Raw genomic sequence first — 23215 nt, 5'->3', positions numbered from 1 at the left:
GAGTTTTGAGGCATTTTTTTATTGTTTTGTTAATATGATATCCTTTGCATCCGGCATTATCGTCTGATATCCGGTTGGACATTTAGACGCAATATCCAAATCCTGCATAAAATACAATTTCATTTGATTTAAATTATTAGGATCTGGAAAAGATATGTATATATATCCTTTATCATTACAATTAGCATTTGCAGCATAGTACATTTGATACTCAGTTAAATTTTTCACAAATTCAAGACCTCCTATCGAGTTTAAATCACTTTCTGCTAATGAACTATAAATTATATTTCCATTAGCACTTTTTACAATAACACGACCAATAAGTTTATCCCAAAATTTTTCATTAAACCATCCTCCATCATTTTCTTTTTTTACAAAATGAAATTCATAAGTTCTACCATCTGTATAAGTACCTTTCCAAGTTCCGACAAATTTATTTAACCTATTGTTAGTATCTTTAACGTAAGTATAATCAGGACAGTTTGTGCCGTTACATTGAGACATTACATCAAGAGATACTATTTGCGCTTTGCACGACATTATTATTCCTAAAAGAAATAAGGTATAAACAATTTTATTTTTCATAATTATTATTTTATTATTTTAAGGACAATCCGCGTCCACTACTTGTGTTTTATCAGCACTTAAAGTCTTTTTAGTAAAAGTTCCATTGCTATTCATTTTGACTAAGGTAACACCTTTTACATACATATGCTCATCCATAAATTTAAGAAAATTCATTTCATCAGATCTGTTTTTATTTTCATTAAAGTAGTTTATATACATTCTGTTGTATTCCCCGTCACTAATTCGTTGAGCGGAGGGGGAAATAATTCTGGCAGTCTTTCTGGATTTTTCCCCAACATATTTGCAAGGTTTTAAAGCTATAAGATGCAAATTCTTGCAAGGAAAAACAAGTGAATTGATATTTAAAATATTAATATTCAGTGCGTTAAATGTGTTTTAAGGAGTGACTAAATATTAAGAGTAATTTGTACGGTATAAAAAAACCTTGACCGTTTGTAGTCAAGGCTTGTTTTAGAGGTTTTATTGTTTTCTGAAATCTTTTATTATTACTATTAGTGAACTTATTATAAAAAATTAATAAAGGAATAATAAATCCAAATGATATCCTGTCATAATTATTTTGGTCAAATGCTCCAGTTAGAAACAAAACAGATAACAATAAAGCAACAAAACAAAATAATAATAGAAATCTATCTTTACCTTTTCTACATAAAAGATAAATTATTAGAGTACCGATAGTAAATATTGCAAGGATGCTTATTTCCCAATAAATGCCCAAGTTATTATATGTAAAACTTTGAATAAAATCTACTAAATACAAAAAAAGCAGTGCAAAATTCACAGTTCCATGTAATTGAATTCCTCCAATTAATAAAAAAGAAATAACAGAAATAATTTTTAAAGCTTTCATAAGAATTTTTAATTACAAGTTCTTTTAGTTGCAGGAGCTGTTCCAAGCTGTGCTAAGCCACCAATTAAATTGGCGACAGTATTAGGGGTATCAACTCCTGAAGTATTAGTGTTAACTCCAGCATAGCTTAATATATTAAGAGTGCATTAAATACATTTTAAGGAGTGACTAAATATAGAAAGCATCTCAAAGATGCTTTTATTGTATTCAGAGAGATTTTTTTGATAAAAAAAAGACCTTCCATATCGGGAGGTCTCTATAGCTATAGTTGAGTATTCTTATTTATTAAAGTCGATATCTTCGGTATTATTCAAATTCTCGTTGATGTTTTCTTCTTTTCTTCCGGGTTGTTTGGTGTTCTTTTCTTCCGGTTTCGGGTTTTTAATCTCGTCGATAGTTTGCAATCCTCCATCGTCACCATATCCTGTGCTTAAGCCTTTCAGGTTTGTACAGCCGTCTTTCCATTCAGAAGGTTTTACAAATTTGTCTTCCTGAGATATTTTCAGAGATTTGTCTGCCCACACTTTTTTCATGAAAATTGCCCAGATTGGTAATGCCATTTTTGCACCTTGACCTTCACCTGTTCCGAGGAAGTGTGCGGCTCTGTCTTCCCATCCCACCCAAGCACCGGTGGCTAGTTTTGGAGTAATTCCCATAAACCAACCGTCTGAGTTATTCTGTGTAGTACCTGTTTTTCCTGCAATTTCTACAGTTTTTGGAATTCCTTTTCTGCCCAATTCCCCAGCAGCTGTTCCGTATTGTGCCACACCTTTCATTAACTCGATCATGGTGTACGCATAGTTAGGATTCATTACTTCTTTAGGTTCAGCATTGATTTCTTTAATAACTCTGTTGTTTGCGTCTTCAATTCTCCAGATCATTTCCGGTTTATTGTAGTTTCCGTAGTTGGCAAAAGTACTGTAGGCACCTACCATTTCGTAAATCGTAATATCTGACGCTCCTAATGCCATTGGTAAACTTGTAGAAATATCCTGAGTTACTCCCAAGTCTCTTGCTGTTTGAATAACGCTTTGAGTACCCGTCATTTCAGCAAGCCTAAGTGCAACAGGGTTTTGAGAATTGGCCAAAGCATCTTTTAAAGTAAGCATTCCGCCGCGTCCTGGTACATGGTAAGATCCTTTGTTAAAACTAGCATTCGAAACCACTGAACAAGGCGTCATTCCCAATTTCATAATTGCTGTCGCATATACGAAAGGCTTGAAGGTAGATCCTACTTGTCTTTTTCCTTGTTTAATGTGGTCGTATTGGAAGTGCTGCCAGTCTATACCCCCAACCCAAGCTTTGATTTCTCCGGTTCCTGGAACCATAGACATTAAACCAGCTTGTGCAACTTGTTTGTGCCATCTGATAGAATCCCAGGGTGACATTTCAACTTCTTCCTCTCCAGACCATGTAAATCGAGACATTTTGATAGGTTTTTGGAACTCCATCATGATAGAATCATCTGGCATGTTTTCAGCTTTCAGAAGTTTGTATCTACCTGTTCTTCTTACAGCCTGCATCATCACATTGTTTACTTCTTGGTCATTAAGATTATAAAAAGGTCTGTTTTTTCTTCTGTTTTGTTCTGCATCAAATCTTTTTTGAAGATCGGTAAGGTGTTCTTTTATAGATTCTTCAGCATATTTTTGCATTTTAGAATCAAGAGTAACGTAGATCTTAAGTCCATCCTTGTAGAGATTCAGTTTTTTACCTGTTTCTTTTTCATAATCATCAAGATATTTATCAATTTCTTTTTTCAGATAAGATTTGAAATAGGCAGAATAGCCTTGGGTAACATCTTTAATTGGGTGATAATCTACAACAACAGGTGCGCCTATAGCTTTTTGATAAGTTTCATTATCAATATAGCCTGTTTTCAGCATTTGCTCTAGAACAACATTTCGTCTTTCCTTTGCTTTTTCAGGATATCTGTGCGGATTATTTTTGTTTGGGTTTTCCAACATTGCAACGAAAGTTGCAGCTTCAGGAAGTGTGAGTTCTGAAGTTTTTTTATTGAAATAAATTTTCGAAGCCATCTCAATACCGTTGGCATTAAAAAGGAAGTCAAATTTATTAAAGTATAGCTCGATAATTTCCTGCTTGGTATATCTTTTTTCTAAACTTACAGCAACCACCCACTCTTTTAATTTTTGGATGCCTCTTTCAATTTTATTTCTTGAGGCTGTTCCCGTAAATAGTAGTTTTGCCAGCTGTTGAGTAATAGTAGATCCTCCGCCTCTTTTACCGCCATACGCTACTGCTCTGGCAATTGACTGCAGGTCTATTCCTGAGTGTTCGGAAAAACGCTCGTCTTCTTTTGCTTGCAATGCGTAAATGAGATAGGGAGGAAGCTCTTGGTATGTTATGGGTTGTGTTTTTTCTTTCTCAAATTTGCCCAAAACAACACCGTCTGCAGAGATAATTTCTGAGGCAACAAAAATATCAGGATTTTCAAGTTCTTTCACATCAGGCATTTCTCCCAAAAAGCCTTGGGAAACTGAAAAGAATAGACCTGAAATTCCTAAAACAATAGCAAGAAGGCCAATCCAGACGAATTTCACCCATCTTTTCCAAGAAGTGTCTTTCTTTTTTTTAGGCGGAAGGGGGAAGGTTTTCCCTTTGCTTCCAGAAATGTTTTTGTTTTCTTCCATGTGCAATTACGGTTTTGCCGTTTCTACTTTTATTCCCAGATCTTCGATGCCAGGTAGATTTTCATTTCTCATTGCCTGCTTCACGTTAATCTCGTATTGACCATTTTTTGGAAACTTGTATTTTACTTTATATAAAAATAATGTTTCTTTTGTGTCTCCAAAACCGGTTCCGAGCCATTCCCCGTTGGGTTTTGCAAGAATGTAATTTAAAGTGTCAACTTCGGTTTTTTTAGTTTGAAGATCCTTAAAATCAACGATAAATCTAATATTACTATAAGGATACTCACTGTTGTTTCTCACAACAAATATAATATTTTTAGAATTTTGATGATCAGAAATATTGATGTTGTATTTCTGAATTGTCTTTTTACTCCATTTTCCGTTCACAGGATTCATGAGGATTTCCTCTGATGAAGAACCACAACTTATGAATACAGCAAAAATTAAAAAACCTAAAAACTTACGCATTGTTGTCTTTTTTTGGAGGATATTTCTTTTTAAAATTCTTTTTATTAGGATTTTGAACCTTGGCCTGATCAGAATTATTGGTGTTTTCTACCTTTTCCACTTTTTCTATTTTATCAGGCTGTGTTTTTGGTTGCTGATTTTTCTGAGGTCGTGGGTTATTTTGATTTCTGTTTTGAGGATTCCGTACAGCATTTCTGTCAGAAGGCTTTTCTCCGGCTTGACGGTCATTTTGTGCAGGTCTTTCTTTTCGTTCTGGTTTCTCGGTCTTTTCAATGCGTTCTGGTCTTTCGCCACGAGGCTTATTTTTTTGAACACTGTTTTTGTTTTGATTTTGACTTTGATTCTGGTTACGATTTCTGTTGTTTCTGTTTTTCTTTTCAAAACGATCTACACTATTCTCTTGGATTAGGTCTACAGATGCTACAGCAAGTTCCGGCACTTTTAAATCTTCCAGAGGTGGTGTTTTTTCGCCTTTTTTATTTTGTGCAATTAGTTTTTTAACCAAATCTATATCGAAATCATACCATGCCATTGAACTATCAACGTAAGCAAACCACATTTTCTTCTTGAAAACATCAATTTTTATACAAAAAGCTCTTCCTTTTTCGGTATCCAACATTGTTGATGATGATGGGAAATGACTTAAGGCATCCAGATAACTGTCTAGCTCATAATTTAAACAACACTTCAGTTTTCCGCATTGCCCAGCCAATTTTTGTGGGTTGATGCTTAATTGCTGATATCTTGCAACATTGGTATTTACCGATCTGAAATCTGTAAGCCAGGTAGAACAACACAATTCTCTTCCACAAGAACCGATACCACCTACTTTCGCAGCTTCCTGACGGAACCCAATCTGCTTCATGTCAATCTTTGTACGAAAAGCAGCGGCATATTCTTTAATCAAAAGCCTAAAATCTACACGATTTTCTGCTGTGTAATAAAAGGTAACTTTTGAACCATCTCCCTGATATTCTACGTCTGTAATTTTCATTTCAAGACCTATTCTGTGAGAGATTTTTCTGGCTTCAACTTTTATTGTTTCTTCCTTCTTTCTGGCTTCCTGCCATACTTCGAGGTCTTTTTGATTGGCCTGTCTGTATATTTTGAGAGCAACATCTTCAGTAGCTCTCTTTTTTTTCATTTGAATTTTTACCAATTCACCGGTGAGACTTACTACGCCCACATCATGCCCCGGGCTTGATTCTACCGTTACTACACTACCAATTTGTAAAGGGATATTGTTTATATTTTTAAAAAACGCTTTCCTCTCATTTTTAAATCTAACTTCCACAAAATCACATCTGTCTGATGTAGGATTTTGTACGTTAGACAACCAGTCGAAAACACTTAATTTATAACTATTACCACAGGTATTTACATTTTCGCAGCCACTAGCGGTCTTTTTAGGTCCGCAAGAGTGGGTAGAATCGCCGGATGTTTTGCATCCACAACTCATATATTATATATTAATTTAATTTGCAAATTTATCGATTTTTATTTTTACATAATTCCAAAAATAAGAATTATTATTTCAGTTAATTGTTTAAGTTTAAACGCAGGAAGTATTGTTTTTATTTGTGAATTTTAAATATCTTGATAACAGTGGTTTAGCTTATTTATTTGCGGAAGTATTATTTTAAACATAGTTTTCTTTTGTTGTATTGTTTAAAAATTATGGTTTTATTAACATACCTTGGTAAAATAATTTTATATTTGAATTAATTATATAATAATACCCTATGAAAAAAATATTAGTATCAACTGCTTTATTAGCTGGGGTTTTATCTTATGCAGGAGGCTTCAGGGTTTCTTTGCAAGGGGTAAAACAATTAGCAATGGCACATACCAGTGCTCACACAGAGGATGCGAGTGTTGCATTTTTTAACCCCGCGGGAATGTCTTTCATTCCTTCAAGGTTGAGTATTGTGGCAGGAGGTTTCGGAGCGAGCAATAAGGTGACTTTTCAAAATTTAAATACATTGCAAAGCACCGAGACGGATAACCCTGTAGGAACGCCTATTTATGCAGCTATTGCATATAGACCCATAGAAAATCTATCTGTAGGTTTCAGTTTTTCTACACCGTTTGGCAGCACCATTCAATATCCTTACGATTGGGAAGGTAGAGAGTTGGTTCAAAAATTGGAATTGAAAAGTTTCTATTTTCAACCGATGGTTTCAGTAAAGATGGCTCCTTGGTTGGCGTTTGGTGCAAGTTATATTTATGCTGCAGGAAAGGTAAACTGGGATAAAGCAGTTACGCAATTCGGTGGTACAGTAAATCTTAATAGTGAAGACGCAAGTGGCCAAGGTTATGGTTTTGGTTTTTACTTCAAGCCAGATGATAAATTTGAAGCCAGTGTAGCTTATCGTTCACCAGTTGACATGAAAGCAGAGGATGCTACTGCTACTTTTAAATTCCCATCTCAGTCTGCTTACGGTCTCTTGGGGCTAGGAGCTGATGGTGTTGATAAATTTAATGCTACACTTCCCCTTGTTGAAGAATATACTATCGGTATGACTTATAAAGTGACACCAAAATGGCTTCTTTCTGCTGATTTCAATTATCATGGATGGGAGAGGTATTCTAAATTAACACTTGATTTTGCTAAAGCTCCTGCAGGAAACCAAACAGATCCTACTATTTCGGTGTCTCCAAAAAACTTTAGAAATGCAAAAACCTTCAGATTAGGAACTCAATATGCTCTTACGGATAAGATTTTTGGAAGATTAGGAGCGTATTATGATGAGTCTCCTTATACTGACGAAAATTTTATCCCAGAAACACCTTCATTCAATACGTTTGTTTTAACAGGAGGTTTAGGGTTTAAACTAAATAAATTTGGAGTAGATGTAGCGGGTGGCTATACATTCCCGCAAAGCAGAAACGTAAACAATAAAAATTTAGGTTTCTACGGACAAGCTAAAGCCCAAGCATTCTATTTAGGTTTGGGTGTATCATATAATGCTTTTTAATTTGACTATCACATGAAAAAAATAATAATATCTACTATTGCTGTTTCAGCATTGTTTTTTACAACAAGTTGCGAAACAGATTTTGATACAGACGTAAAGGACATTGTCGTAACGAGCGGTGAAGCTAATTTTACCACTTATGTGTCTATAGGTAACTCGCTTACCTCAGGATTCAGAGATAACGCTTTGTACATTGACGGACAGAATGAGTCTTATCCTAATATGATTGCCGAACAAATGAGACTTGCAGGAGGTGGCGCTTTTGTTCAGCCGCTTATGGCTGATAATAACGGTGGACTTCTTTTAGGAACAATGCCTATTCAGGGAACTAAACTGTATATTAAATCTTTTGTAGACGGATCTCCTGTAATAGAAAATGTTGCGGGTTCACCAACTACAAACGTTACAACGAAAGTGACGGGATCTTTGAATAATTTTGGAGTTCCGGGGGCAAAATCTTATCACCTTGTTGCTCCGGGATACGGAAATGCGGCTGGAATTTTAACGGGAACAGCAAATCCTTATTATGTAAGGTTTTCATCGAGTGCTACCTCTACCATTGCGGATGATGCTGCCAATAGAAATCCTACATTCTTCTCTTTATGGATAGGAAACAATGATGTTTTAAGCTATGCAACAAGCGGAGGTTTAGGTGTTAATCAAGCAACCAATACAAATCCTGCTACTTACGGAGCAAATGATATTTCTAGTCCAACAGTTGTAATGGGGTCTATTCAAGCGGTTTTAGAAAAATTAAAAGCAAAAGGTGCTACAAAAGGAGTGGTGGCAAATATTCCTTACGTGACGTCTATACCAATGTTTACTACAGTTCCTTATAATCCCCTTACTCCAGCAACTTTAGGAGCAAATCTTAATACTTTAAATACAAGTTTGTACGGGCCACTAAAGCAAGCCTTAACTGCTTTCGGTGCGGGCGACAGAATCAATCTTCTTTCATCTACATCTTCTAATCCTGTTTTAATTAAAGATGTTGCACTTACAGATCTTTCTGCTCAGCTTACCGCGGCACTTACGCCTTCACTGGGATTGCCAACAGCAACAGCGTTTGGCCAAATCTTCGGACAAGCAAGGCAGACGACGGCTGAAGATTATATTCTTTTATCATCAAGATCGGTTATTGGAACTACTTTTGCGGGTGCACCAGCTCCTGTAAATATTTATGGTATCTCTTATCCTTTACAGAATCAACATGTGTTGTCAAAATTGGAGGCAGCTGCTGTAAAAACGGCTACGGACGCTTACAATACCTCAATAAAAACCTTGGCTGATAATTACGGACTTGCTTTTGTAGATTCTAATAAAAAAATGGTTGAACTCAACGGAGCCTCAGGTATTTCTTTCGATGGAGTAAAGTACACGGCTAAATTCATTACAGGAGGTACATTCTCTTTAGACGGTGTACATCTTACAGGAAGAGGGTATGCCTTAATTGCCAATGAGTTTATAAAATCTATCAACACAAAGTATAAATCTACTTTACCACAAGTAGATCCAAACAAATATTCTGGAGTAAAATTCCCATAAAAAGGGAAGAAAATAAAAAATGAAAACCACAAGACTGATTCTTGTGGTTTTTTTTTAAATTTGCAAATCTATAAAAATGTAAAAATGGCCGATCAGTTAAGTTACTTATTTTCTACAAGAACCAGTAAAGAACTGGCAGAAAAAATTGCCCAGTATTACGGGAAAGAATTAGGAAAAATTATCATTCAGGAGTTCAGCGACGGAGAGTTTGAGCCTGTTTTAGACGAATCTGTAAGAGGGGGAAGGGTTTTTCTAATTGCCTCTACGTTTCCGCCAGCAGACAATCTTTTAGAATTGCTTCTTATGATTGATGCTGCTAAAAGAGCTTCTGCTAAAAGCATTACAGTTGTTCTTCCTTACTTTGGTTTGGCAAGACAAGACAGAAAAGACAAGCCAAGAGCGCCTATAGGAGCAAAATTGGTGGCCAATCTTTTAACAGCTGCCGGAGCTACAAGAATCATGACAATGGATCTGCACGCAGACCAAATCCAGGGGTTCTTTGAAATTCCTGTAGATCATTTGTATGCTTCTACAATTTTTGTAGACTACATTAGAAATCTAAATCTTGATAATCTTACTATTGCTTCTCCAGATATGGGAGGTGCAAAAAGAGCGAAAAACTATGCAGGTCACTTGGGTGCCGACGTCGTAATCGCTTATAAAGAGCGTAAAAAAGCTAATGTTGTAGAAGAAATGTTCCTAATCGGGGATGTGGAAGGTAAAAATGTTATCCTTATCGATGATATGATTGATACAGCAGGTACGCTTTGTAAAGCGGCAGATATTTTAATGGAAAAAGGAGCATTATCTGTAAGGGCGATGGCTACTCACGGTGTGCTTTCTGGTAAGGCTTACGACAATATTGAAAACTCACAATTGTTGGAAGTTATTGTAACTGACTCAATTCCTGTGAAAACAAATTTGTCAACTAAAATAAAAGTGCTATCTTGCGCCCCATTATTTGCTGATGTTATGAAGATGGTGCACGAGCATCAATCAATTAGTAGTAAATTTGTTATCTAATTGATAATTAAATATTTGCAAATTAAATAGAAACAATTTTTTTAAATTTTTATAAATGAAATCAATTACAATTCAAGGTACAAAAAGAGAAAGCGTGGGCAAAAAGTCGACAAAAGCTTTACGTGATGCTGAATTAGTTCCTTGTGTTGTTTACGGAGGTGGCGAGCCATTGAACTTCTCTGCATTAGAGAAAGCATTCAAAGGTTTAGTGTATACTCCCGAAGCACACACGGTATCTATTGAAGTTGACGGACAGGTAATTCCTGCTGTTCTTCAAGATATTCAGTTCCACCCAATTACAGACAAAATTATTCACGCAGATTTCTATAGATTATCTGATGATAAGCCAGTAGTAATGGAAGTTCCAGTAAGAATTACGGGTCGTTCTAAAGGTGTTGTAGCTGGTGGTGTATTGCGTCAAACTTTCAGAAAGTTGAAAGTTAAAGCTCTTCCTGCAAACTTGCCAGATGAGATCGTGGTAGATATTACTTCGCTTAAAATTGGTAATAAACTTTATGTAGGAGCAATCAAAGCTGAAGGTTACACTTTCGTACATCCAGACAATGCAGTTGTAGTAGCTGTTAAAATGTCTAGAAATGCGGCTAAAGGTGGTGCTATGGTGGATGATGACGATGAAGAAGAAGTTGCAACTGAAGGAGAAGCTCCTGCAACTGAAGAAGCAGCAGCAGAATAAGAATTTTCTTACTCTAAATAAATTAACCTGTCATTTTTTGGCAGGTTTTTTTATATAAATAAGGAAGTTATTTCAATTATGTCAGATTTCAAGGCAATCAGAAATTCATAAATGATTAATTAATCTTTTTTTTCAGCAATAGAAAATATTGAGTATATCTATCGGCATATAGCCGTCAACCATCAAAAACAAACCTTTCTTTTCATAAAAAAGCCGTAAATTTGAGGCGTTCTAAATAAAGAATTTTTAATTAAAATTTTAATAAATGTTTGACATTCAGGAAATCAGAAGTCAGTTTTCTATATTAAACCGGGAAGTGAATGGTAAGCCTTTGGTTTATTTAGATAATGCCGCAACATCACAGAAGCCAAATTCAGTTTTAGAAGTTTGGAACCAATATTATACAGAGCTCAACGCCAATGTGCATCGAGGAATTCATACTTTGAGCCAGTTGGCGACGGAAGAAATGGAGCTTTCAAGAAGGAAAATCCAAAATTTCATTAATGCAAAACATGATTTTGAGGTTATTTTTACCAAAGGAACCACGGAAGGTATAAATCTTGTCTCATATATTTTAACTCAAAAGTTGAAGAAAGACGATGAGATTATTATCTCGTATCTTGAGCATCATTCGAATATCGTTCCTTGGCAAATGCTTTGTGAAAGAACGGGTGCAAAACTTCGCGTCATCCCGATTGATGAAAACGGAGTTCTTCAACTGGATTATTTAGATCAGTTTTTGAGTGAGAAAACAAAAGTGGTTTCTGTAAATCAGGTTTCTAATGCTTTGGGAGTTGTAAATCCGATTGAAGAAATTATTGCAAAAACAAGAGCAAATTCTGATGCATACATCGTTATAGATGGTGCTCAGTCTGCACCTCATTTTAAAATAGACGTTCAGGCTTTAGATTGTGATTTTTTTGTGTTTTCAGGTCATAAAATGTACGCTCCTATGGGAACAGGAATTTTGTATGGAAAGCAAGAGGTTTTGGAAAGTCTCCCTCCTTTTCATGGTGGTGGCGAGATGATTGCAGTTTGTTCGTTTGATAAAACTACTTATGCAGGTTTGCCATTTAAATATGAGGCAGGAACGCCCAATGTTGGTGGAAACATCGCTTTGGGCGCAGCAGTTGATTTTATTAGTAAAATAGGTCATTCAACTCTGCAGAATCATGAAAATGCTTTGCTGGCTTATGCTCAAAGCAAACTTTTGGAAATAGAACGCTTAAAAGTGTATGCTGAAAAAGCGAATAGAACCGGCGTTGTTTCTTTTAATCTTAAAGGAATTGGTATTTCTTCTGATGTAGGAATGATTCTCGATAAAATGGGTATTGCTGTAAGAACGGGGCATCATTGTACGCAGCCGATTATGGACTTTTTTAATATTGCTGGAACGGTTCGCGCAAGTTTTGCTGTGTACAATACTTTTGAAGAAATAGATTTATTGGTGGAGGGTGTTAAAAAAGCGCAGAGAATGCTTTCTTAATCCACTTTTTTCACATGATATAAAACAAATTCCCCACCTTGAAGTGGGGAATTTTTAATAATAGTTAATTTTTTACAAATGTTATTTTGTAAACAGCATTTCTCTGTATTTGGTCATTGGCCAAAGCTCATCATCAACCATCATCTCAAGGTCGTCTGATGCATCCCTGATTACATCAAACAAAGGTTTTACTTTGTTGCAGTAATCTTCAGCTTGTTCTTGGCTTTCAGAAATCGCTTTTGCCGCTTCTCTAGCTTTCATAAGTGTTTCTACACCCAGTTTAATAGTGGAGATGTTTTCAGAAATATTAGTAATTAAGCTCATTTGCTCTTTTGCTAATTTTTTGAACTCTTCTTCTCCAAAGATTTCTTTAAGGCCTTTTACGTTTTCAATCAGTCTGTTTTGGTATTTTAAAGCAGAAGGAATGATGTGGTTTCTTGCGATGTCACTCAATACTCTTGCTTCAATATCAATTACAGTAGAATATTTTTCTAATTTGATTTCGTTTCTCGCTTCCACTTCTCTGTGGTTGAAGATTCCGATTTCTTCGTATAAATCAAGGAATTTCTGGTTCATTTCCTGCTTCAATGCTTCAGGAGTCGTTTTCCAGTTATTCAAACCTCTTTTTTCAGCTTCTAACGCCCAGTCGTCAGAATATCCATCACCTTCAAACATAATGTTTTTACATTGCTTGATGTATTCTCTCAATACGTTAAAGATGGCTTCGTCTTTCTTAAGACCTGTTTCAATTAAAGCATCTACTTCTTTTTTGAAGTCGCTTAATTGTTTTGCGGCAATCGTATTCATTACCGTCATAGATTCTGCGCAGTTCGCAGAAGAGCCTACCGCTCTGATTTCGAATTTATTTCCTGTAAATGCAAATGGAGAAGTTCTGTTTCTGTCGGTGTTATCCAACAAAATTTCAGGAATTTTCCCTACTACATTAAGTTTTAAATCTGTTTTTTCGTCTGGAGAAAGTTTTCCTTCAGTTACTTTTTCAAGCTCTTCCAAAACTCTGAATAATTGACTTCCGATAAATACAGAAATAATTGCTGGTGGAGCTTCGTTGGCGCCCAATCTGTGGTCGTTGCTTGCAGAAGCGATACTTGCTCTCAAAAGATCCGCATATTCGTGAACCGCTTTAATAGCATTCACGAAGAACGTTAAGAACTGTAAGTTTTTCTTAGGATTTTTTCCTGGGCTTAAAAGGTTTTCACCTGTGTCAGTTGCCAAAGACCAGTTATTATGTTTTCCGCTTCCGTTTACTCCTGCGAATGGTTTTTCGTGGAACAAAATATGGAAATGGTGTCTGTGAGCAATTCTTGCCATAACGTCCATCAACAGAGAGTTGTGGTCTACGGCAACGTTTACTTCTTCAAACATAGGAGCCAGCTCAAATTGGTTTGGAGCTACTTCGTTGTGTCTTGTTGTTACTGGGATACCCAATTTCATACATTCAACTTCCAATTCTTTCATGAAATTCATGACTCTCGTGGGAATTGAACCAAAATAATGGTCGTCTAACTGCTGTCCTTTTGCAGGAGAATGTCCTAATAATGTTTTACCTGTCAAAACCAAATCCGGACGAGATTGATACAATGCAGAATCAACCAAAAAATATTCTTGCTCCCAACCTAAAGTAGGAGTTACTTTTGTTACATTTTTGTCGAAATACTGCATTACATTAGTTGCAGCTTCGTCTACAGCGTGCAAAGCTCTAAGTAAAGGCGCTTTGTAGTCTAAAGTTTCTCCTGTATAAGAAATAAAGATTGACGGAATACATAAAGTAGTTCCCATAATGAATGCCGGAGATGTAGGATCCCAAGCCGTGTAGCCTCTTGCTTCAAATGTGTTTCTGATACCACCGTTCGGGAAAGAAGATGCATCTGGCTCTTGTTGGATCAATAAGTTTCCACTGAATCTCTCGATTGCTCTTCCGCCTTCAATTGGCGTGAAGAATGAGTCGTGCTTTTCTGCAGTAGATCCTGTTAATGGCTGAAACCAGTGCGTGTAATGGGTAACACCTTTGCTCATTGCCCAGTCTTTCATTGCTACAGCAACTTGATCAGCTATTAATCTCTGGATTTTAGTTCCCTTTTTAATAGCATCCATAATAGATTGGAATGCTTCTTTTGTGAGGTATTCTCTCATGGTATTTTCAGAGAATACATTTTCACAAAACAATTCTGATAATTTAGCAGGAATTTCTACCGAATTATCTTTTCTAAAGTCCTTGAATGGTAAAGTTTCTAAAGCTTTAAATCTTAAAGTTGACATAGAGTGTTGTATTTTATGGGGCAAATTTACAAAAAAAATGAATGAAAAGTGTTTTTGCCCTGAAATTTTAAGGGGTAGTTTTATTTTTGATAATTTTTTAAAAATAATATTTTAATCCTCCCGTAATATAACCATGTAAAGCTACTATTGAAGTTTCATCTATTCCTAAAAGTGAAACAGAACTATTTATATAATTAAATGAATTTAGATTTAAAATATTATTCATTGCTATATTATATTCTAAAACGGATTTATCTTTTCTGTATGATATTTGACCGCCCAATAGAAAGTTTTTTAATGTATTTTGTTGTGTTTTCTGAATAAAGTATTCTCCCAATACATTTCCTATCCATTCTTTTCGAATGTTTGCACGTAATCCTAAAGACACTTTTATATTTTGTTGATTAGAAGATGTATTGAACAAACTCTGCTTAAAAAAAGATTTTGTGAATGTATATCCTAAATCAAATTGTACAGGGAATTTTTCAAACTTGGATGAAATTTTTTGCCCTATTTCTATGTTTTTCAAGTCAGTTTCATTGGATTGCTGATTGATAAAATTTTTTGTGCGATTAGTTAATGCTGTTAATTTTGATTTAAGTAAAAAAGAAGTTCCTATTCTTCTGTCGTCAGAAATGACTAAGAGCCAACGATCGTTTAAATTACCAAGAACATTAAGTGATTGAGAAAACAGTCCAAAATTGATTACGTCTTTTGATAAATTGGAATTTGCTTTTTCATACGCCAATATTGAAAAAAAATGATGTCCTTTTGATAAATTGAAACTGATAAAATTAAATTTTAAACTATGTGTATTAATCAAAGTTTCGGGTAATAAAGAAAGATTCTGATTGTAAGATAAAGTTGGATTATAGTTTCTGTTATAGAAAAGGTCTAAGAAATCCGGTGATTGATATCGATTTGCGTATTCCAGACTAAACACCATACTTGCTTTTGACTTTAGCTTGTATTGTACCTGCAAGTTCTTTTCAAAATAATTTTTCTCAATTTGGTTAAAATTAAGAAAATGGGATCTTAAAGTTCCTGATAAATCGTAGCTGCCTACGCCTTTTTTAATAATTATTTCATTGAGAAAATCGTGAGTTTTTAAATTTTTCACTTCAGATTCGGAGGTGAAAAACTCTGATAACTTGGCATTTTCACTTTTATAAGAATACTTGAGTAGCAAAAACAACATCTGTGCATTCTGCAAAGAATTTTTGTGCCTCTTCGATAGAGTCAAATTGGTAAGTTATTTGGGATTTTTCAACATTGCTCTCTACTTTCGATGATTCGATGTTCGTAGATTTTTGATTTTGAACGTTGTCTTTAGCGAAACCTAATGTCGCTCCTGCGAATAATAACGCAGTAGATAAGATTTTTTTTCATAGTTTATGAATTTAATTATGTTTGAATTACAAAAATATTAAAATATTTCACGCAGCAAAGTTTTTTTTAACTTATTTAAATAATTGCAAATTAGAAACTTAACATAATATAAAAAACATTGCTTGTGTGATTTATATTATGTTAATAAAACTTATTCCAAAATTCTTTCGCAATAGAAACATAAATATTAATTTTAAAAAGTTTAGTTTAAATAGTAATCGTTTGATTTAAAGCGGTTTAAAATATTTAAAATATTTTTCGTAACTTAGCAGACTTTTTATAAAAAAATTTAATATATGACAAATTCTAGAGCAAGAGAAACCACCGAGGCAATTGAAAGACTATACATTTCTATGAGACATCTGTTTTATAGAGGTTTTTTCAAGCCAAGCGGAGTTTCCGGAGAAAGCATTAGAAGTTTGTTGAAGACGATCAATCCGGAAATTTACGGTACCATGAGCATTCCAAGCAAATTGGAATTGGATGGTTTGATGTATGTTTTAGACAGGCTTCCAGAAGGTATTGAAGAATGTGCCTTCATTCATCTTACATCAGACGAAGGTTTTGATAAAGGAAGTTTCGAGCCGATCGTTCCTAAAAAGAGAAGAAGAAACTGTTACAGAATAGATGAGCACCAAATGAATATTGAAGTTCTTTTGGGGCGTTCAGAAATCTATGATATCCTTACGCATTTAACGTTTTTATTTATAGAAGCAGATAAAATTCGTAACCTCGCATTTATTCAGGATGAAAACTGGAAGCCTACAAGAGCTTTCAAAATCATCGAAGAAGTGGTAAAAGGCGAAAAGAAATTCAGCAGAAGAGAAAAAGAAGTGGCGCTGATTCACCTTTCTTCTTTAATAGGAAGAACTTTTGATGAAACTCTAAATGCTTATAATACTTTTGGAGATGATGAAAATCCGGACAGATTATTCAAAATTATTTACCATTTAGGAAAAGTGAGTTTAGAAGATGCTAAACAAAGCAGAGAAAGAGAAATTTATTTCAGTGCAATTCTTAAAGAAAGAGTAGGGCATCATTATTTTGGTGAAAAATGGGCTCACAAAGTGAAAGAAGTTTTATTTGAAAACAATCTACACATGCGTCCGCTACACATTATTTCGGCAAATATGCATTCTGTGAAAAATATGCTGTACGGAAATGACGCCCTAAAGAAAAAAGATACCAAAGAAGTAGATTACAAGCTTTACGGAGATATTTCAGATAAAAAAGAACTTCGAGATAAAGTTTCAAAATATGCTTTAGATGAAGGTTTAATCTATATCAACGATAAAAGCGGAAGTAATATTGATGTTCAGATTATCGATTTAAGCAAAACCAATCTTAAGGACACGCCTTTCGGGCATTTGAAATATGACGGGGATGATGTCATTATGGTTTTCGATTATGCTTTTGGAGAGCAGGCTTTTGAAGTGATGGATGAGTTACTGAGACCTTTCGAGCAAAAAGGTGAAGTCTATATGATGAAAGTAAAATCTGTTTCCATCATGGGGAAAGCCGGAATTCTTGAAGGCGGAAAAGGTGATATTATGATCCCTACTTCTCATATTTTTGAAGGAACTGCAGATAATTATCCTTTTGAAAACGCTTTGAAATTAGAAGATTTTAAAGATGATGAATTAAAAGCTTTTGAAGGACCGATGATTACTGTTTTAGGAACTTCACTTCAAAATAGAGACATTCTTCAGTATTTTATGAACACTTCTTGGAAAGCAATTGGTCTTGAAATGGAGGGGGCGCATTACCAAAAAGCAATTCAGGTGGCCTCAAAAATCAGACATCATATTGCACCTGATTTATTTGTGAGTTATGCTTACTATGCTTCAGATAATCCTTTGGAAACAGGCGCTACTTTGTCTTCTGGAGGATTGGGATTAACAGGTGTAAAACCAACGTATCTGATTACTTTAAGAATCTTAGAAAAGATTTTACTAAGCGGAAAGAAAGAGATTTCTTCTAAAAAATAAAATTTTAATTAAATTTTAAAATCTAATCCTTCAAGGTTTCAAATAACTTGAAGGATTTTTTTTGTTCCTAAGGTTCTTAAGCGTAAACATCCGTAAAAATCTCTATAATCCGTAGGAAATAAAAATTTACTTATCTTTAAAAAAAATAAAACTTCAATGAAAAAATCGTTTGCAATACTCTTTGCTTTGATCCTTTCACAATTTCAGGCTCAGCAGAACGCTTATTACCAGCAGGCTGCCCAATACAAAATGGATATTGACGTCAATGCAGAAAAATTCACCTACGAAGGAAATCAAACTTTAAGCTATTCCAATAACTCTCCCGACGAACTCAATGTCGTGTATTTCCATTTGTATTGGAATGCTTTTAAACCCAATTCAATGATGGATCAAAGAGTTGGCGGACAAGGGAAAAACGGGGATTCGAGATTGCAGAAAGACGGAGTTTCAAGACTGGCATCAATTCCAAAAGATCAGGAAGGTGCGCAGAATATCCACTGGATCAAACAAAACGGAAAGAATGTGAAGTTTGAAATTCAGGAAACGGTGATGAAGGTGTATTTAAATGAATCTCTAAAGCCCAATTCCAAAACCACTTTCACGATGGAATGGGATGCTGTAATTCCTCAGCAGATTAGACGTAGTGGAAGAAACAACCGTGAAGGAGTTGATATGACCATGTCTCAATGGTATCCAAAAATCGCAGAATACGATTATGATGGCTGGGCAACTTTCGATTATGTGGGAAGAGAATTTCATGCTCCATTTGCAGATTTTGATGTAACTATTAAAATTAATAAAGATTATGTAGTAGGAGCGGGCGGAACGCTTTTGAACCCAAAAGAAGTAAAAGGTTATGATCCATCAGCAAATATTAAAGCCGATAAAAATAAAGCAACCTGGAAATGGACAGCCAAAAACATGCTCGACTTCGCTTGGGCGGCAGACAGAGATTATTCCGTAAAAAGTTTTGATGTTCCGCAAGGCCCGAAAGTATTTTTTGTCTATCAAAAGAACGATAAAACCAAAGTTTGGGAAGAGGCACAGCCTTTAGTGACGAAATATTTCCAAATCATGAATTCACGCTTCGGAAAATATGCTTATCCTTCTTACGCTTTCATCCAAGGTGGAGACGGCGGTATGGAATACGGAATGTGTACCATGATTTTAGGAGAATCAAAAAACCTTGAAGATTTAATGGGATTAATGGTTCATGAAGGTTCTCACTCTTGGTATCAGCAAATGCTGGCAACCAACGAACCCCTGAGACCGTGGATGGATGAAGGTTTTACAAGCTATGCAGAAAGTATAGTAATGCATCAATTATTTCCTCCAACGGATGAAAGACCAAATCCTTTTGTGGATAAAATAAATGCGTATAGAGGAATTGTACAAAAAGGAATTGAAGAACCTGCAGTTTGGCTTGGCGACCATCACGACAACGGTACCGCGTATAGTTTTGCAAGTTATGTAAAAGGTGAATTGTATTTGGTGCAGTTAGGTTACATAGTGGGTGAGCAGAATTTAGAAAAAATAATGACCGAATATTTCAAAGAGTGGAGCATGAAACATCCAACAGACAGAGATTTCCTTCATATCGCACAGAAAATTTCGGGGATGGATCTGAAGTGGTTTCATCATTACTGGATCAACACCATAAAAACGATTGACTACGGAATTAAAGACATACAATACGATGCAAAATCTACAACGATCACATTGTTGAACAACGGTCAGGTTCCGATGCCTATTGATTTTTCTGTAATGACGACAGATAAGAAAATCATTACCTACTACATTCCGATGAACATGACCCACACCTGGAAACAGAAAGACGGTTACGGTGATTTCACTACAGAAAAATACTGGCCTTGGACGCAGAAAGAATATACACTGACGATTCCTTACACCAAATCTCAACTGTCACTTTTAGGAATAGATTTCAGCCAGAGAATGGCGGATGTAAATCCTGAGAACAATTTTGTTGAAGTGAAATAGCTGAGTTTTAAATGAAATAATAATCCCCAAAGAAAAACTCTTTGGGGATTGTTTTATATAAACACAAACTGCATTTGGTTACAAACAACGGTGTTTGGAGCTTCTGTAAGTTGCATTTTGTTTCCTGCAACTTGCGGGAGACTTCATGCAGTTGACGTTTGTTTCCGCCAGTTTGCGGGAGACTTCCTGCTGTTGCATTTTGTTTCCAACAAATTGCGGGAGACTAAACGCAGTTGCATTTGGTTTAAAAAGGATATGTTTTGGGTTTTAATATGATAAAATTCCTATGAAGTACAGTCCGTAAGACCCAATTGTTTGAAATGATTTGGTGGAGATAATAAAGAGAACTTTTCAATTCTAAGGTTCTGCTATTAAGAAATTGTATATTTGGTACGGCAGGCCATAAAACAAATTTATTATGAATTACAAATATTCTATTTGCTATCCAGATCAAAAGAAAATTGAGTACAGAAATGAAATAATTTCTGCTAATGAAGTGATGATTATTGCCAAAAATTATCCGTGGAAAGAACAATTGCAGTTATCAGATAGTTTAGATAAAAATTCTGTTTATTATAATCCATCATTAGATTTTACCTGCTTATCAAATGAAAAAAGCTTTGGACTTACAGCTGATTTTAATAAAAATAAAGAAATTGAATTTTCTCTTTAGTATAAAAGACCAAAGAAAGTAAAAATTCTATTTGGGCTTTTAGGTACAAAGGAAATAATGATAGTAGATGATGTTTGGTCAATTGATTTTGATAAATCACTAAAATATCTTGAATATTTTGTCACAGCCAATTATGCTGGTGTTGAAGAATTATATATTAAGTAAGTCTGATGTCGCAGATTTGGAATCTGTGACTTAGTTTTTTATTATCAGAATTCTCATAGATTATAAATACACGAGAGTTATTTTTCTTTCGATTCTTTGATTTATTTTTGACAACCTAAAAAAGAATTAATAATGATGAGTAAAAAGATTGTTCCGGTAGTAATTCCCTTAAGTAAAATGAAAATGACGTTGCTTTTTATTGGGGCAGTACTATTTGTTGTTCTTGGGTTAATTTTAATAATATATGAACCGGAATCTATCAATCATTCAAACAGATATGCTTGGATAATGAAACCTTTTCCTCGTTTTCTGGCGGGTTTTGTTTGTGTTGTTTTTTTCGGTCTTGCAGCAATAACAATGTTGTTTAGATTGTTTAATAAAAAACCAGGACTAATTATTAACGAAAAAGGGATTAATGATAATTCCAGTGCTCTTGCATTGGGTTTTATACCGTGGAAAGACATAAGAGAAGTTAAAATGGTGACTGTTAATCAAAACAAATTTATCCTTATCATAGTGCGGAATCCAATAGATTATCTTAATAAAACAACTCAGTGGTTGAAACTTAGAGGGCTCAAGTTAAATTTCAGATATTATGAAACGCCAATCTGTATTTCGGCTAATTCATTACAAATAAAATTTGATGAACTTTATACATTGCTGGTTGATAATGTGAATCAATTTAAGAATAATTAATATCCTCTCGAATAAGATTTCTTTTCCTCCAAATATTCTACCTTATCCCCATGTCCGGTTTTAAAAAGCGTTTTTACCGTAATTCTATTTTTCTCTGCCGTCGCACTTGAAATATAAACATTAAAATGAAGATGAGGCCCACTGCTCCAGCCGGTATTTCCACTGTAAGCAATGAATTGTCCTTTCGTCACATTGTCCCCGAGTTTTACCTGAACACCGTTTTGTTCTAAATGATAATATTGCGCAATCGTTCCGTCGGGATGCAATATAGAAACATAATTCCCGAAAGGGGCACAGCTTCTGGTCGGGCAGCTTTGGTTATTATTCTGTACAATATCAATGACTAAGCCTTCTCTTGATGCTAAAACTTCCGTGCCTTCGGGCATGATGAAATCTAAAGAATTTTCATTTTGGTGAGAAAACGTTCCGTTGTACCCCTGATGGATCCAGAATGCTTTTCCCTTTCCAAAAGGTAAATCGTAAACGTATTGAGTGTCGTAATCTTTTATCGTGATATCACCGATGTAGCTTTTGTATCCGGGCATTTTTTTGATTCCCCAGCCTTTATTTTTATCGTTCACGATAAAGAAAGTCACTTTTTGCTTCGTTGTTTTTGCAGGAATGACCTGAGTAGTTTTAAATATTTCAGGTTTCTTTAAATTATTCGTTTCCGGCTGACCGTTGAAAACTAATGAAACAGGATAAATCTCCTGATTGTCAACATAGAATGTGATGGTGTCACTTTTTCTCTCGTTGTACATTTTGACGTTTTTCTGAGAGAAAAGAATTGCAAATTGACTGATGAATATGAGAATTATAAGTTTTTTCATTAGTGTTTCGAGCTTAATCAATTGTTTTTACAATTATAAACCAATTTTACAGATATTAAAAGGCTCTTTTTATGAAAATTGTTAAATTTACCACCGAAAAGCTATTCAATGAATTCTATCGTAATCAATGTTGGAAACAGCAATATAAGATTTGGCCTTTTTGATGATGACAATTGCGACATCTCGTGGGTGATCAATACAAAACCTTACCGTACCGCTGATGAACTTCACGGGCAGATGCTGATCTTGTATCAAACCTATAAAATTGATCCCAAAAAAATAGAGAAAATAATCATTGGATCAGTTGTACCACAGCTAACAAGGGAAATTAATTCGGCAATAAGAAAAATTCACGGCATTATACCTGTAATGGTAGACCGTAATACGCCTTCTGAAGTCGTTGCGAAATCCAAACAAATGGGAACAGACATCTATGCCAACCTTGTGGCGGCACATAATATGTACCCCAATAGGAAAAAAATTGTACTTGATTTTGGAACTGCGCTTACAGCAAGCTGCGTCGCAGAAAATGGTGAATGTTTAGGCGTAATCATCGCCCCGGGAATCGTGACATCATTAAATTCTCTCATCAGCCAAACTGCTCAGCTTCCAGAGATTGAATTGGTAAAGCCAAAATCTGTTTTGGGATTAGATACCATAACCTGCATGCAAAGTGGTATGGTATACGGATTCCTAGGTATGGTAGAAGGATTTATCGACCGAATTAATGATGAGGTAAAAGATGATTGCTTTGTAATTGCCACTGGCGGTGTTTCTCACGTTTACAAACCGCTAACCGATAAAATTCACCTTGCAGACCGACTTCATACGTTGAAAGGACTGTATTTTTTAGGGAAAAATCTTTAGGTTGAGGCAGTTTTTATTTTAGCCTGAATAGGCGCTTTAGCCTAAA

General features: G+C 35.1%; 18 protein-coding genes. 10 read left to right on the top strand and 8 right to left on the bottom strand.

Features of this window, described 5'->3' with window-relative positions; all coding sequences use genetic code 11:
* Positions 1-18 precede the first annotated feature (18 nt).
* From BW939_RS00375 to BW939_RS00350, 5 genes are all read right to left on the bottom strand, one after another.
* Positions 19-585: a DUF6705 family protein gene (locus BW939_RS00375; protein WP_076448705.1), complete on the bottom strand. Its 567-nt coding sequence runs from the start codon at positions 583-585 to the stop codon at positions 19-21.
* A 367-nt stretch (positions 586-952) separates the two neighbouring features.
* Positions 953-1438, bottom strand: a complete 486-nt coding sequence (locus BW939_RS00365; RefSeq protein WP_076448701.1) for a hypothetical protein — start codon at positions 1436-1438, stop codon at positions 953-955.
* A 278-nt stretch (positions 1439-1716) separates the two neighbouring features.
* Entirely contained in the window at positions 1717-4092 is a 2376-nt protein-coding gene (locus BW939_RS00360; RefSeq protein ID WP_076448699.1) for a penicillin-binding protein 1A, read from the bottom strand.
* Between the two features lie 6 nt (positions 4093-4098).
* The gene (locus BW939_RS00355; RefSeq protein ID WP_076448697.1) at positions 4099-4560 is read right to left on the bottom strand and encodes a gliding motility lipoprotein GldH; all 462 of its coding nucleotides are present in this window, start codon (positions 4558-4560) and stop codon (positions 4099-4101) included.
* On the bottom strand, positions 4553-6019 hold the full coding sequence (locus BW939_RS00350) for a PSP1 domain-containing protein (RefSeq protein ID WP_076448695.1): 1467 nt from the start codon (positions 6017-6019) through the stop codon (positions 4553-4555). The genes BW939_RS00355 and BW939_RS00350 overlap by 8 nt, the downstream gene beginning before the upstream one ends.
* Positions 6020-6302: 283 nt before the next feature.
* On the opposite strand from BW939_RS00350, the gene BW939_RS00345 reads away from it, so the two are divergent.
* The 5 genes from BW939_RS00345 (at position 6303) to BW939_RS00325 (ending at position 12286) form a co-directional block, all read left to right on the top strand.
* A complete protein-coding gene (locus BW939_RS00345) occupies positions 6303-7538 on the top strand; it encodes an OmpP1/FadL family transporter (RefSeq protein WP_076448693.1) in 1236 nt (411 codons plus the stop codon).
* Positions 7539-7550: 12 nt separating this feature from the next.
* Positions 7551-9083 (top strand): SGNH/GDSL hydrolase family protein, encoded by a 1533-nt coding sequence (locus BW939_RS00340; RefSeq protein WP_076448691.1) that lies wholly within the window; start codon positions 7551-7553, stop codon positions 9081-9083.
* Between the two features lie 84 nt (positions 9084-9167).
* Positions 9168-10106 (top strand): ribose-phosphate pyrophosphokinase, encoded by a 939-nt coding sequence (locus BW939_RS00335; protein ID WP_076448684.1) that lies wholly within the window; start codon positions 9168-9170, stop codon positions 10104-10106.
* A gap of 55 nt (positions 10107-10161) precedes the next feature.
* The gene (locus tag BW939_RS00330) at positions 10162-10800 is read left to right on the top strand and encodes a 50S ribosomal protein L25/general stress protein Ctc (RefSeq protein WP_076448682.1); all 639 of its coding nucleotides are present in this window, start codon (positions 10162-10164) and stop codon (positions 10798-10800) included.
* A 265-nt stretch (positions 10801-11065) separates the two neighbouring features.
* The gene (locus BW939_RS00325) at positions 11066-12286 is read left to right on the top strand and encodes an aminotransferase class V-fold PLP-dependent enzyme (RefSeq protein ID WP_076448681.1); all 1221 of its coding nucleotides are present in this window, start codon (positions 11066-11068) and stop codon (positions 12284-12286) included.
* Positions 12287-12367: 81 nt separating this feature from the next.
* On the opposite strand, the gene BW939_RS00320 is transcribed toward BW939_RS00325, so the two are convergent.
* Both BW939_RS00320 and BW939_RS00315 read right to left on the bottom strand, forming a co-directional pair.
* Positions 12368-14563 carry a glutamine synthetase III family protein gene (locus BW939_RS00320; RefSeq protein WP_076448679.1) on the bottom strand — a complete coding sequence of 732 codons (2196 nt, stop codon included), beginning with the start codon at positions 14561-14563 and terminating at the stop codon, positions 12368-12370.
* A gap of 97 nt (positions 14564-14660) precedes the next feature.
* Positions 14661-15752 carry a hypothetical protein gene (locus tag BW939_RS00315; protein ID WP_123891583.1) on the bottom strand — a complete coding sequence of 364 codons (1092 nt, stop codon included), beginning with the start codon at positions 15750-15752 and terminating at the stop codon, positions 14661-14663.
* A 496-nt stretch (positions 15753-16248) separates the two neighbouring features.
* Between BW939_RS00315 and BW939_RS00310 the strand changes: the two genes are divergently transcribed.
* The 4 genes from BW939_RS00310 (at position 16249) to BW939_RS00295 (ending at position 21472) form a co-directional block, all read left to right on the top strand.
* Entirely contained in the window at positions 16249-17940 is a 1692-nt protein-coding gene (locus tag BW939_RS00310) for a DUF6909 family protein (protein ID WP_076448676.1), read from the top strand.
* Between the two features lie 156 nt (positions 17941-18096).
* Complete coding sequence (locus BW939_RS00305) at positions 18097-19938, top strand: M1 family metallopeptidase (RefSeq protein ID WP_076448667.1); 1842 nt, start codon at positions 18097-18099, stop codon at positions 19936-19938.
* 418 nt (positions 19939-20356) lie between these two features.
* A complete protein-coding gene (locus tag BW939_RS15980) occupies positions 20357-20611 on the top strand; it encodes a hypothetical protein (RefSeq protein ID WP_228417056.1) in 255 nt (84 codons plus the stop codon).
* Between the two features lie 297 nt (positions 20612-20908).
* On the top strand, positions 20909-21472 hold the full coding sequence (locus BW939_RS00295; RefSeq protein ID WP_076448666.1) for an STM3941 family protein: 564 nt from the start codon (positions 20909-20911) through the stop codon (positions 21470-21472).
* Here BW939_RS00295 and BW939_RS00290 read toward each other — a convergent pair.
* Entirely contained in the window at positions 21469-22302 is an 834-nt protein-coding gene (locus tag BW939_RS00290; protein ID WP_076448664.1) for a M23 family metallopeptidase, read from the bottom strand. The two genes, BW939_RS00295 and BW939_RS00290, sit on opposite strands and share 4 nt — an antisense overlap.
* Before the next feature lie 108 nt (positions 22303-22410).
* Between BW939_RS00290 and BW939_RS00285 the strand changes: the two genes are divergently transcribed.
* Positions 22411-23169, top strand: a complete 759-nt coding sequence (locus BW939_RS00285; protein WP_076448662.1) for a type III pantothenate kinase — start codon at positions 22411-22413, stop codon at positions 23167-23169.
* Positions 23170-23215 lie beyond the last annotated feature (46 nt).

This window comes from Chryseobacterium piscicola (assembly GCF_900156685.1).
Lineage (GTDB): Bacteria > Bacteroidota > Bacteroidia > Flavobacteriales > Weeksellaceae > Chryseobacterium > Chryseobacterium piscicola.
The sequence above is the reverse complement of the archived record's forward strand: the minus strand, read 5'-3'. Positions and strand labels throughout refer to the sequence as shown.

Coding starts and splice junctions, on each gene's coding strand:
- BW939_RS00375 (WP_076448705.1), bottom strand. CDS start 585: ATGAAAAATAAAATTGTTTATACCTTATTTCTTTTAGGAATAATAATG.
- BW939_RS00365 (WP_076448701.1), bottom strand. CDS start 1,438: ATGAAAGCTTTAAAAATTATTTCTGTTATTTCTTTTTTATTAATTGGA.
- BW939_RS00360 (WP_076448699.1), bottom strand. CDS start 4,092: ATGGAAGAAAACAAAAACATTTCTGGAAGCAAAGGGAAAACCTTCCCC.
- BW939_RS00355 (WP_076448697.1), bottom strand. CDS start 4,560: ATGCGTAAGTTTTTAGGTTTTTTAATTTTTGCTGTATTCATAAGTTGT.
- BW939_RS00350 (WP_076448695.1), bottom strand. CDS start 6,019: ATGAGTTGTGGATGCAAAACATCCGGCGATTCTACCCACTCTTGCGGA.
- BW939_RS00345 (WP_076448693.1), top strand. CDS start 6,303: ATGAAAAAAATATTAGTATCAACTGCTTTATTAGCTGGGGTTTTATCT.
- BW939_RS00340 (WP_076448691.1), top strand. CDS start 7,551: ATGAAAAAAATAATAATATCTACTATTGCTGTTTCAGCATTGTTTTTT.
- BW939_RS00335 (WP_076448684.1), top strand. CDS start 9,168: ATGGCCGATCAGTTAAGTTACTTATTTTCTACAAGAACCAGTAAAGAA.
- BW939_RS00330 (WP_076448682.1), top strand. CDS start 10,162: ATGAAATCAATTACAATTCAAGGTACAAAAAGAGAAAGCGTGGGCAAA.
- BW939_RS00325 (WP_076448681.1), top strand. CDS start 11,066: ATGTTTGACATTCAGGAAATCAGAAGTCAGTTTTCTATATTAAACCGG.
- BW939_RS00320 (WP_076448679.1), bottom strand. CDS start 14,563: ATGTCAACTTTAAGATTTAAAGCTTTAGAAACTTTACCATTCAAGGAC.
- BW939_RS00310 (WP_076448676.1), top strand. CDS start 16,249: ATGACAAATTCTAGAGCAAGAGAAACCACCGAGGCAATTGAAAGACTA.
- BW939_RS00305 (WP_076448667.1), top strand. CDS start 18,097: ATGAAAAAATCGTTTGCAATACTCTTTGCTTTGATCCTTTCACAATTT.
- BW939_RS15980 (WP_228417056.1), top strand. CDS start 20,357: ATGAATTACAAATATTCTATTTGCTATCCAGATCAAAAGAAAATTGAG.
- BW939_RS00295 (WP_076448666.1), top strand. CDS start 20,909: ATGATGAGTAAAAAGATTGTTCCGGTAGTAATTCCCTTAAGTAAAATG.
- BW939_RS00290 (WP_076448664.1), bottom strand. CDS start 22,302: ATGAAAAAACTTATAATTCTCATATTCATCAGTCAATTTGCAATTCTT.
- BW939_RS00285 (WP_076448662.1), top strand. CDS start 22,411: ATGAATTCTATCGTAATCAATGTTGGAAACAGCAATATAAGATTTGGC.